Raw genomic sequence first — 11,717 nt, 5'->3', positions numbered from 1 at the left:
TATTATGAACAAAATAATACTATATGTCCATTTAATTTTGATCGGATTAATGGGAATATTTTTCAACAAAGCAGAAAAAGCATCCGTATCCGATGAGATTACAATTTGCCACACCGGTCCCTCTGAAATGATTGCCTTTTTGGATGACCCAAAATTTGTCGCACTTCATCCCGCTCCAATACCTTTTGATTTTGAAGGTTTAGGAAATATGGTGTCTTTTCCTTCTTCAGATGGAAAAGATGCTTCCGGATATTTGATCAAAGCCGAGGAACCATCTAACAAATGGCTATTTGTATATCAGGAATGGTGGGGTCTAAATGACAATATCAAAGAGGAATCAGATAAATTTTATAGGGATTTAGGCGGCAAAGTAAATGTCATTGCCTTGGATATGTACGATGGAAAAGTTACTTCAAACCCTCAGGAAGCAGGGGGATTTATGAGAGGGGTTGATGAAAAAAGATTGGAAAATATTGTGATGGCGGCAAAAACTTTCGCTGGTAAAGATGCCAAAATAGCCAATGTAGGTTGGTGTTTTGGAGGAGCTTGGTCATTAAAATCCGCATTATTACTTGGCAAGCAAAATATTGGATCTATCATTTACTACGGAATGCCGGTAAGGGATGTGGAGCAATTAAAAACCTTAAATTCTGATGTTTTGGGCCTTTTTGCTACTGAAGAATATATTTCCAAAGCAGTAATCGAAGAATTTGCTACAGCAATGGACAAAGCCGGTAAAGACCTGAATTACAGAATTTTTGATGCAGTTCATGGTTTTGCTAACCCATCCAATGCACGGCATGACAAAGAAGCAACCAAAGAAGCTTATGGAATGGCTTTATCTTACCTACAAGGAAAATTCAAATAAACTCCTTATATTGCTGTAAGATATGTAGCATATCGGACGAACTCTAAATTTAAGCCAGTATCCTTTCATGGATACTGGCTTTTTTTCGGTTTAGCATATCGGGTCAGAAATTTACAAATCCAGATCTTCCCAAAACAAGTCTATTTTTTATTTTCAAAATATATGGTATTCATCAAAAATGAATTCCAAATATCCACTCCTGTTTCTGTCTGAAATAGAATATAGATATCCGAAACTTTATCCGATTTTTTTAAGGAAATGGAATATTCGAACCACCTTTCTTTGGAATTCGAAGACCTGCTTTCATTACTGATTATTGGTGTTTTCCCTATTACCGTACCTTCAATGCTTCCTTCTCTGATTTCAAACCATCCTTTCCTTCTGTTGGGATCAATAGAAAGGGTAATTTTTTCCAAATAATTCAAATCAATGTCTTTGAAACCTATGTATGAGCTGTTCTCTGTAAATTTAATTATACGTGAATCCTGATTGTTGGCCTTGGCTGTTCCTTTAAAAAAGTCTGCATCTGCGGCCAAAATTAATGGGTTTCTTAAAGTAATTTCAGTCCTACGGGAAATGGGGGCAATTCCGTTTGCTCCTTTATCCGTATAGCTCGCTGCAAACAAATAGGTCCCACAGTCAACATGTTTGTTCAGATTCAATTCACCTTCTAACCCGATTCTGTTTTTTGAATTTAGGACAGAATTGGGAGATAAAGAAAGAATATAATCCACAATTTGGGTAATTTCGGTATTTTCTATGTGCGCATGGGAAGGCATAAGCCTTTCTCCCCAGACACCTCCTCCCCCATTCAATACTTTTTTTACCAAGTAATCGGACGCATCAGGTCTATCCTCATATTTCAAAGCAACCGCTTTATAGCTTGGGCCTACCGAGACGTTCTCCAAACCATGGCAGGCATTACAACCACTTTTCACTGTTAGGTCCTGTCCAATGAGTTGTAAGGAATTTTCATTTAACTGATGCCCCTCAGAAGAAATGACTTTGTCAAATCCTTCTTGCAAAAAATCCCAGGTTACCCGTACCAGCTCAGAAGGAATACCTCCATTGCTGAGATTTCCATCTTCTTTGTCCTCTACACCTACCTTATACTTGATTCTTGGATTCCCCCAGTAAAAACTCCTGTTTCCGTTCCATTGAATGGTGATTTTGGGTGGCTCATTACCGACCACGATAGGAATAAAAGTTTGATTTGAAGCCCCATTCTTATCTTTTACCGTCAAAACAGTTTGGAATTCACCTTCTTTCTTAAAAACAAAAGAAGGATTTTGTCCATTGGAAATTTCAGTTCCATCTCCATAGAAATCCCATTCATAAATTAACTCGTCCCCATCAAAATCCAAACTGCCTTCACTGTTGAAACGAACAGTAAATGGAAGTGCTCCCTGTGTTTTATCTGCTGCTGCCTTCGCAATGGGTTTTCTGTTACCAAAACTGAATTCAATTTTATAAATGCCTGAATCATCATTTTGGGCACTCCAATATGTCCCATATTCCAAAATGTAAAGTGCTCCATCCGGACCAAACTGCATGTCAATAGGTTTGTCAAATTTTGTGGATGGCATAAATTCTTCCATAGATTGAAAATCACCATTTTCATCAAAATTTGCCGTAAAAATCCAATTCCTCATCCAATCATAAAAAAACAGTTTACCATGGTAATATTTTGGAAATTTCACCTCTGAATCCGGGAACAAATCATAATAATAGACCGGACCGGCCATGGCATTTCTTCCCCCTGAGCGTAGCATGGGAAAATCTTCAGAATCTGCATAGGGGTACCAAATCATGGCAGGGTGGGCAGGCGGCAACTGTTTTAGTCCGGTATTATTGGGTGAATTATTGACTGGCGCTTTAGGATCAAACTCAAACAAACTTTTCTGTTGTTGAAAATCGTAATCCCAATACCTTTTATTGTCCCCTATAAAATAGGGCCAACCAAAAAACCCAGCTTCTTTAGCCTGATTCACTTCATCATATCCTCTAGGGCCTCTCTGAAGGCTGTCAAATTGGGCATCAGGGCCAACTTCCCCCCAATACAGGTATCCATTTTTGGGATCTACAGATATCCTAAAAGGGTTCCTATTGCCCATCACATAAATTTCAGGTCTGGTATCCGGAGTTCCTTCAGGAAAAAGATTACCCTCCGGAATGGTATAAGTGCCATCAGTCTGCGGCGTGATTCTGAGGATTGCTCCGCGCAGGTCATTGGTATTGGACGAACTTCTCTGTGCATCCACATTTTCCGGTCTTCCAGACCTTTCATCGATCGGATTATAATTATCAGATTCAAAAGGAGTAGTATCATCTCCCAAGGAAAGAAAAAGGTTGCCCTTGCTATCGAATTCAATAGAGCCCCCACTGTGGCAGCAACCCCTAAAATGAGGGATTTCCAACATGATTTTTTCAGAACCCATATCTAAAATATCGTCTACCAAGGTAAATCTGGAAAGCCTGTTGACACTCAATTCACCTTGAGGAGAATAATAGAGATAGATCCATTGGTTTGTCTCGAAACCAGGATCCTTTGCTAAGCCTAACAATCCATCTTCGCTCTCAGAATAAACAGGAATAAATCCTATATCCTTGGCCAAACCGCTTTGGGGTTCAAAAATTTTTATTTTGCCCCTGCGCTCAATAAACAATATCCTACCATCTTTTAGAACCTCAATTTCCATAGGTTCATCCAATTTCTCAATCAAAGTGATCTTGGTAAATCTGCTTTCTTCCGGTTTTTCATTGACAAACAATTCATTCTTTTTACCGCAGGATCCAGTAATCAATAATAACACAAAGAAGGGGAGAATGGGAAATCGCATAGGGTTTAAGGTTTGATAGTAAAATGCCAAGATAAAAAAGAATTACTTATTTAAATGAAAAAATCCCCTCTAGAAGAGGGGATTTGACAAGTGGTTGATTTTGATTTTTTTTTTAGAATTTCAAAGACAATCCCAACAGCAATTGTTGGTAACGAAAATCCCCATCTCCGGTAAAAACATTGTCAATATCTATGGTCTGACCATTGAGAACTCTTTCATATCTGAGGTCAATCCCCAGATTTCCCAGGTTCACTCCAACCCCAAACTGGTAACCTGCATTGAATTTATTAAAATCAAAATCCCTCAATTCATCTTCTAAATAGTAATGAAAAGATGGTCCCGCAAAGACAGAGACTAAAGGTCCAATTAGATTGATACCCACAAGAACCGGAGCGTCTAAACGCTGGGTAGTGTACTGGTCACTGTTTATTTCTGATTTTAAGTTAGTATAAGTCAATTCAGGTCTTAGGAAAAGCAGGCCCAAAGGGACCTTCCCAAATACCCCTAAATTATAACCCAAGTTGCTCCATGGATCGCCCCAAACTGCTTCTGCATCCTTAAAATATTGGCCGTTTGAATTGTAATTCAATCCCCCTCTGATTCCAAAACCATTGCCGGATTGGGCATAGGTACTTTGGTAAAACATGACCATTGCAAAGATTAGAATACCGGTTTTCAAAATAGTTTTCATTTTGTGTTTGTTTAAATAGTTGGTTAATTTTCATTTTACAATATTTGGAACGAAAGCATTGGCTATTCGAACACCTATAGCTGAAATCTTGTTATTGAAACAGATGACGGAAAAAATACTTGAAATGTCCATAGGGATCATTCCCTGTATTTTCAGTTTGCAAATCTTAAATCACTAAAACTATGCCTCAAAAATCATATACCTTTTATTCTGGTAATTTCAACATGACAACCTTTAAAAAAATCATAGTTTTGTCATTATTTCACCTCTTTGTGTTTGGGATTTCAAGTTGTTCAAAGGCAGAGAATAAAGGGGATGAGAAAAGGGACGAAGTCAATGTCCAGGAATACAAGGGCAAAAAATCCTTGGCAACATTCGCAGGTGGTTGCTTTTGGTGCATAGAAGCACCTTTCGAAGGAATAAATGGAATTATTTCTGTAGTTTCCGGTTATTCCGGTGGTAAAGAGAAAGATCCCATATATGCTGAGGTGGCCGCAGGTAAAACAAGTCATAGGGAATCTGTTCAGATCACCTTTGACCCGGATGTAATCAGTTATTCAGAACTGTTGGATATTTTCTGGCAGCAGTTTGACCCTACAGATGAAGGTGGCTCTTTTTATGACAGAGGACTTCAATATACTTCTGCTATTTTTTTCCATGACAATTCCCAACGGGATATAGCCAAAGCTTCTTTAAAGAGACTGGATCAATCCGGAATTTTCGAAAAGCCTGTCGTCACTCCTGTTATCAAGTTTACCAATTTCTATCCTGCTGAGACCTATCATCAGGATTACTATAAAAAAAATCCTGAGGAATATTATGCCTATAGAAAAGCTTCAGGAAGGGATGCCTTTATCGCCCAACATTGGCCGGTTAAATTGGAAGATCTATATAAAAAACCTTCAGATGCTGAACTGAAAAAAAGGCTGACACAACTTCAATACCAAGTCACCATGCATGAAGAAACTGAAAGGGCATTTACCAATGAATACAATGAAAATAAAGAGCCCGGCATCTATGTGTGTATAGTTTCTGGAGCACCTCTGTTCAGTTCAAAAGACAAATATGAATCTTATTCCGGATGGCCAAGTTTTACCAAGCCGATTGATGCCAGGTTGATTGACAAGCCTGTGGATAGCTCTTATGGAATGTTGAGGGTAGAAGTCCGCAGTAAACTTGGAGATTCACATTTAGGCCATGTTTTCAACGATGGCCCTGAACCTACCCATCTCCGTTATTGTATGAATTCAGCTGCCATGAGATTTATCCCAAAGAAGGATATGGAAAAAGAAGGTTATGGGGCTTGGCTCTGGACTGTTGATTGATCCAAAAATCTGTCTCTTTTATGGATAAATCTTCCTGAAAGTAAGGTTTATCCGCCCCCCTTTCACCAAATTGGATTTAGGTAGTTGATGCTCCCAATGGTGTTGGGTCTCCCCTTTCATGAGGAGCAAGGATCCGTTTTCCAGGATTATTTCTTTTTTTAATGTCTTATCTTTATAAAGCCTAAACTGAAATTTTCTGGGGGTACCAAAACTTACTGAGGCAATGGTGGGGTTGGTTCCTAATACTTTTTCGTTATCCCTGTGCCAGCCCATACTGTCTTTGCCATGGCGATAATTATTTAATAAAACATGGGTGAAATCAATTTGGGCAATTTGCTCTATTGTTTCCTTGATATCCAATAAAAAATCGGTCCATGGATTGGCGTTCATTTCAATGCCAGAGTACCCATATGGAATATCAGGATTGCCATACAATGCAGTTAATCTCGGCTGCATGATCTGTTTGCCAAACAACCAAATCGGCTCTTGCCTCCAATCAATTTCCCGGGTCAATTTCTTGAAATAAAGCTCACACTGAGCCTTGTTAAAGAAATTCGGAAAATAATTTACCTCTCCGGAAAAAGGCAAGAGATTCTCCTGATTCAAATGATTAAATAATTCCATCTATTTATTAAACTTTCAAATGGCGAATAAGTTGAGCAAATCTTTTTATCAAACTGGTTTGGCTTCTTGTTTTATTAAATCATTTGTTGGAAATTATGACCTTTAATTTCAAATAGTATTGGTCTTTTTAACCAACAACCCTATGAATAAATTCTTAAAAATCAGCATTTTCCTTGTTATTTTAGTATTAGCAGCTGTGGGATACTGGAGATATTATTTTGTATTTAGTGAAGGTGTAAAAGCAGGAACCCTAAATTATTTTGAGAAAAAAGGTTATGTTTTCAAAACCTGGGAAGGCAGAATCGTTCAGGAAGGATTTCAAAGTCCTACAGCCGGAGCCTTACAAAGCAATGAATTCCGGTTCAGTGCAAAAAACGATGATATCGCCATGCAGTTGGAAAGGGCAAGCGGAAGATTTGTGGAATTGCGTTACAAGGAATACCTTAATCCACTTCCTTGGCGGGGCGCTTCCAGTTTTATTGTGATTGAAGTGATAGAAGTCGGAAACCGCAATGATGATAATAAAAGCGAATTACCGGTTAACAAAGATTAAGTAGAGCCTTTCCAAAATAAAATTTTTGGAAAGGCTTTGATACTATTTTGAAGCCCAATAATCTACCACCAAAACTTTGTCAAGATGAGGGCCTAAAACCTCCACAAATGCTTTATGGTCAGGGTGGGGTAAATAAATTTCCCTATCTGCCTCAGATTTGAAGGTAACAAAAAAGCAATGGGTAAACCCCTGGGCAAGTCCTTCAGGACTATTGTTTGTCCCCCATTCAAAGTCCTGGATAACATCTATTTTTGAAGGCAATTCCATAAAAGCATCTACCACCTTTTGGATGTCTTCCGGTGAGGATTCATCTTTGAATTTAAACAGCACCACGTGTCTTAAGGCTTTGTCCATTTCTATAACTTTTTTCTCAATGATTTTTTCTATCACTTTTTCTTCTTTTTGGGGTGATTGGCAGGCTATCACCATCACCAATAATGCAAGGAAAGCGCTGATTCTATTTTTCATAAAACAACTAATTTTGAACAGTCCAATTTGCGAAATAAATAGAATTGAAATTTACCGTTTATAGAAATTTTAATCAGTCTTTCATATTTTTTTTAAAATTTATCATCAATGACTGAACTGAAATACAACCGATCTCCTATGAATCCAATACCAAAGGCCTTCTTATTAATTCTCATTCTCCAATTTTTTTTAATCAGTCCGACCCTAGCCCAAATCCTTTCCTTAAACGGATTGGAGGAAGAGGTAGAAGTCTTTAAAGATGATAGCGGTATAAACCATATTTTTGCTAAGAATGAACATGATCTTTTTTTCTCTCAAGGTTATCTTGCTGCCAAAGACCGCCTATTTCAATTTGAAATCTGGAGAAGGAGGGCCACAGGGACTGTAGCTGAAATTCTTGGACCACGGGAGTTGGAACGAGATAAAGGTGCCCGATTATTTCAATTCCGTGGAGATAAAAAAACCGAATTAAGCCATTACCACCCCAGAGGAGAGCAAATTGTTGACGCTTTTGTTGCTGGGGTCAACAGTTATATCACAGAAGTACTGGAGGAGCCTGAAAAACTACCCATTGAATTTAAATTATTGGATATCCTGCCGGGATACTGGACATGGGATGTAGTTATTTCAAGACATCAGGGCTTGCTTCAAAATGTACAGGATGAACTGAGATACAGCAGGGTGGTGAGTTTGGCAGGTGCTGAAAAAGCAAAGGAATTATACTATTTCCATCCGAATGAGCCAATTTTGGACATCCCTACTTCCATTCCAAAGGAATTACTTTTCAAAGATATCCTTGCTCCTTACAATGCATTCCGGGCAGGTTTGGTATTCGAGCCCGAAGACATCAAATTAGGAAAAAGAAATTCAAATTTGGCCTTTCTATCAGAAAAAGAAAAAGCATCAAAAGAACTTTTGGAAACACTGGAGTTTGAAAAATTCTCTATAGGTAGCAATAACTGGATTATTTCAGGTAAATATACTGAAAGCGGTTTTCCATTTATGGCCAATGACCCCCATAGGTTGCATGCAATTCCATCTCTGAGGTATTGGGTTCATTTAAATGCTCCGGGTTGGAATGTTGTTGGAGGTGGAGAACCGGTCATCCCGGGTGTTTCGATCGGTCACAATGAGTTTGGAGCATGGGGCCTGACAATTTTTGAAACAGACAATGAAGATCTGAGGGTTTATGATATCAACCCTAAAAATCCCTATCAATACCGTTATAAAAAGAATTGGATGGATATGATTGCCATTAAGGACACCATCAAAGTGAAGGGACAAGCGGATGAAATTCATACCCATTATTATACCATCCATGGTCCGGTCACTTTTATTGATAGAGAATTGAATAAAGCTGTGGCTATGGAATGTGCCTGGTTGAAACCGGGAGGGGCACCCTATCTTGCAAGTTTAAGGATGGACCAATCCCAAACCTGGGAGGAGTTCAGAGATGCCTGCACTTACAACCATATTCCGGCGGAAAACATGATATGGGCAGATAAAAAAGGGAATATTGGTTGGCAGGCTACAGGTATAACCCCATTGAGGCAAAATTTTTCCGGTTTAGTAGTCAGCTTGGGGGATGGCTCTATGGATTGGGAGGGTTATTTGCCTATTGGTGAGAGACCACATCAATTAAATCCAGAGGAAGGTTACCTGGCCACTGCAAACGAAAATGTCACCCCATCTGATTATCCTTATAAAAATGCCCTCGGGTATGAATGGGCAGATGCTTTTAGAGGAGATAGGATCAGGGAAGTGCTTGCTCAGGGCAAAAAGTTTACCATGAAGGAAATGGGAGAATTACAAAATGATTATTTGGCTTTGCCTGCCAGAAAACTTGTCCCCTACCTCACTGCAATGTCTTTTGAAGATCCAGCATTAGAAACTGCCAAAAATTTGCTCAAAAACTGGGATTTTAAATTGGAGAAGAATTCAATCCCTGCAAGTATTTATGTCATGTGGGAAAGAAAACTCAGGCAAAATGTAAGTAAAGCTATGGTACCTGAAGAGGTAAAAGAATTGGTGGGATCCATACAGCTAACACGTGTCATTGAATGGATTGAAAAACCGGAAAAAGTGTTTGGAGAAAACCCAAAAGAGAAAGTGGAGATTTTGCTTCAATCTTCTTTGGAAGAAACTTTGAAGGAATTAGAAAAAAAATTGGGACCTGACCAAAGCAAATGGCAATATGGACAAACTGCTTATAAACATGCCTTGTTCAGACATCCTTTGAGTCTGGCACTGGCGGAGGAGTGGAGACCTATATTGGATGCAGGACCACTTCCCAGGGGAGGATATAGTTTTACTCCTGCTGCCAATGCATATGGAGACAATAATTCCTCAGGAGCTTCATTTAGGATTATAGTAGATACGGGAAATTGGGAGAGGACTATGGGGATTAACACCCCAGGGCAATCAGGTAATCCAGCCAGCCCATACTACAAAAATCTATTTCCTATTTGGGCCAATGATGGCTATTTCATTGTTCCGTTTTCTTATGAAAATATACAGCAAAGAACGGTAGAAAACATTAAACTGAAGCCTTTACCTTGAAAAGTCATTGTTATTGAATAAAAAAAGTCCATCATCCGGTTTAACCCGCTGATAGACTTTTTTACCATTCAACCCAATCAATATGTTAAACTACTTCATATGGCCAGCTCATGATGCCATTGGCCAAATTGTAAGTATTTTCGAAACCCATTTCTGCCATTACTTCACAGGCTTGTCCACTCCTGTTTCCACTCCTGCAGTAGATGTAGTATTTTTTGTCTTTTGGAAGATTTTGAACCTGAGCCATGAAATTTCGGCTCATTAGATCAATATTTCTAGCTCCTTTTAATTTTCCGGATTGAAATTCTCCAGCTGTTCTCACATCAATGACCACTGCATCCGGTGCAGTCATACCTTTTTTGAAATCCTCATTGGAGAGGTCTGTATAGTTTTTTGGTTGCGTTCTAAAGAAATTAAACATGGTTTTTATTGGTTTACATTACAAAGGTATCTTGCCTTTATAATAAAAATGGTAACCAAAATCACATTGGAGGTTTTACTTCACATCCACCGCTTCCTTTTTCAATTTTCCAGTCAATTGCAATACAATCAGCCTGATCAGCAATACCCAAGGTATCCCATGAAAGACAAAATCAAACCAATCCATAGCAGCCATACCCTTGGCCCCTCCGGCTATCCATTTGATCTTACCCCAAATATGGGGTTCAGGCACAAATGGGGCCAGACCCAGGGTAAGGCTCAGCAGGATGACAAATCTCCAATTATTGATGGTTGCTTTCATATACTTAATTTGTTTTAAATGCTCACTTGAAATCTCAGAATCAGGATAATCATCCCTTTAGGTATGGATTTCGACAAACTCGATTTTATGACTTGGTTTTTATTACTGGTTTTGTTAAAGACACCCGATCGGGACGGATACTGGTATCTTCACCCCTCTTCACAAAGGGATAGGTAACCTGCTGCCAGAATGTTTTCGGGAATTTTTCCATGCCGTTAAAACCCAATGGCTCATCCCTACCTTCATGGGGAATATAATCTGTCCTAAAGAGATAATCCCATAAACTCAGGGTTATCCCATAATTTACTCCATATTTTCTGTCTTTAGGCAATACCTTGACATGGTGCCAAAGGTGCATGATGGGATTATTGAGGATATACTTTAAGGGTCCATACGTAATCCTCAGGTTCGCATGGTTCAAGTGGCCAATGGCAGTGGTAAAGATGTGCACAATAAAGAAATCTTCAAGCCCAAAACCGATCATCGCCAAAGGAATGTATTGCGCTGATTTATAGATAATTGTCTCCATCCAGTGAAATCTCAAATGCGCTGCAAAACCCATTTCTTCCACGGAATGGTGTACCTTATGGAATTCCCATAAAATGGGTACCCTATGCAACAGCCTATGTACATTCCACTGAATGAAATCAGCCAAAAGGAAAAGTAACAGGAATTGTCCCCACCTAGGCCAGGATTCTATATGGATTGCCACCAAATTTTCAATTCCAAAGATTCCAAGGAAATCATTAAAAGCCTCTACAGCCACATTGGATATGGCATTGTATGCGATCAATGAAAAAAGGAAATAGTTGAAAAACATATAAAAACCATCCAACCAGAAGTCCTTTCTGAAAATGGCCTGTTTTTTTCTCCAGGGAAAGAATATTTCCAATAACCATACACCTACGGATAAACCAAGCAACCACCAGAAATAATTTTTCCAGGAAGGATAAAACATCTCATTGACCAGGTAGTTGAAATACCCATAATAAGAGTCACCGATAATTTTAATGTATTTTTCCATATGGCAATTTGTTTAATTTAAAG

The 11,717-nt window shown here is 38.8% G+C and carries 11 protein-coding genes; 4 read left to right on the top strand and 7 right to left on the bottom strand.

Going from position 1 to position 11,717, the window contains the following annotated elements:
* Nucleotides 1-4: 4 nt before the first annotated feature.
* Nucleotides 5-868: a dienelactone hydrolase family protein gene (locus ACFSKV_RS15685; protein WP_380804786.1), complete on the top strand. Its 864-nt coding sequence runs from the start codon at nucleotides 5-7 to the stop codon at nucleotides 866-868.
* 140 nt (nucleotides 869-1,008) lie between these two features.
* Here the strand turns inward: ACFSKV_RS15685 and ACFSKV_RS15680 are convergent, their stop codons facing one another.
* Nucleotides 1,009-3,708, bottom strand: a complete 2,700-nt coding sequence (locus tag ACFSKV_RS15680; RefSeq protein ID WP_380804783.1) for a PQQ-dependent sugar dehydrogenase — start codon at nucleotides 3,706-3,708, stop codon at nucleotides 1,009-1,011.
* Between the two features lie 112 nt (nucleotides 3,709-3,820).
* Entirely contained in the window at nucleotides 3,821-4,399 is a 579-nt protein-coding gene (locus ACFSKV_RS15675) for an outer membrane beta-barrel protein (protein ID WP_380804781.1), read from the bottom strand.
* A 182-nt stretch (nucleotides 4,400-4,581) separates the two neighbouring features.
* Between ACFSKV_RS15675 and msrB the strand changes: the two genes are divergently transcribed.
* Entirely contained in the window at nucleotides 4,582-5,724 is a 1,143-nt protein-coding gene (gene msrB / locus ACFSKV_RS15670) for a peptide-methionine (R)-S-oxide reductase MsrB (RefSeq protein WP_465270325.1), read from the top strand.
* 18 nt (nucleotides 5,725-5,742) lie between these two features.
* Here the strand turns inward: msrB and ACFSKV_RS15665 are convergent, their stop codons facing one another.
* The gene (locus tag ACFSKV_RS15665) at nucleotides 5,743-6,348 is read right to left on the bottom strand and encodes an alpha-ketoglutarate-dependent dioxygenase AlkB family protein (protein ID WP_380804779.1); all 606 of its coding nucleotides are present in this window, start codon (nucleotides 6,346-6,348) and stop codon (nucleotides 5,743-5,745) included.
* Between the two features lie 142 nt (nucleotides 6,349-6,490).
* Here ACFSKV_RS15665 and ACFSKV_RS15660 point away from each other — a divergent pair, with 142 nt between their 5' ends.
* Nucleotides 6,491-6,901, top strand: coding sequence for a hypothetical protein (locus ACFSKV_RS15660; protein ID WP_380804778.1), 411 nt, complete (start codon nucleotides 6,491-6,493; stop codon nucleotides 6,899-6,901).
* Nucleotides 6,902-6,943: 42 nt separating this feature from the next.
* On the opposite strand, the gene ACFSKV_RS15655 is transcribed toward ACFSKV_RS15660, so the two are convergent.
* Nucleotides 6,944-7,369 carry a Dabb family protein gene (locus ACFSKV_RS15655; RefSeq protein WP_380804777.1) on the bottom strand — a complete coding sequence of 142 codons (426 nt, stop codon included), beginning with the start codon at nucleotides 7,367-7,369 and terminating at the stop codon, nucleotides 6,944-6,946.
* 108 nt (nucleotides 7,370-7,477) lie between these two features.
* On the opposite strand from ACFSKV_RS15655, the gene ACFSKV_RS15650 reads away from it, so the two are divergent.
* Nucleotides 7,478-9,928 (top strand): penicillin acylase family protein, encoded by a 2,451-nt coding sequence (locus tag ACFSKV_RS15650; RefSeq protein ID WP_380804775.1) that lies wholly within the window; start codon nucleotides 7,478-7,480, stop codon nucleotides 9,926-9,928.
* An 85-nt stretch (nucleotides 9,929-10,013) separates the two neighbouring features.
* Here the strand turns inward: ACFSKV_RS15650 and ACFSKV_RS15645 are convergent, their stop codons facing one another.
* The 3 genes from ACFSKV_RS15645 to ACFSKV_RS15635 form a co-directional block, all read right to left on the bottom strand.
* Nucleotides 10,014-10,349, bottom strand: a complete 336-nt coding sequence (locus tag ACFSKV_RS15645; RefSeq protein ID WP_380804772.1) for a rhodanese-like domain-containing protein — start codon at nucleotides 10,347-10,349, stop codon at nucleotides 10,014-10,016.
* 75 nt (nucleotides 10,350-10,424) lie between these two features.
* A complete protein-coding gene (locus ACFSKV_RS15640) occupies nucleotides 10,425-10,670 on the bottom strand; it encodes a hypothetical protein (RefSeq protein WP_380804769.1) in 246 nt (81 codons plus the stop codon).
* A gap of 85 nt (nucleotides 10,671-10,755) precedes the next feature.
* On the bottom strand, nucleotides 10,756-11,694 hold the full coding sequence (locus ACFSKV_RS15635; protein WP_380804767.1) for a sterol desaturase family protein: 939 nt from the start codon (nucleotides 11,692-11,694) through the stop codon (nucleotides 10,756-10,758).
* Between the last annotated feature and the right edge of the window lie 23 nt (nucleotides 11,695-11,717).

This window comes from Shivajiella indica (assembly GCF_042683085.1).
Lineage (GTDB): Bacteria > Bacteroidota > Bacteroidia > Cytophagales > Cyclobacteriaceae > Shivajiella > Shivajiella indica.
This window is presented reverse-complemented; position numbering and strand designations above follow the sequence as displayed.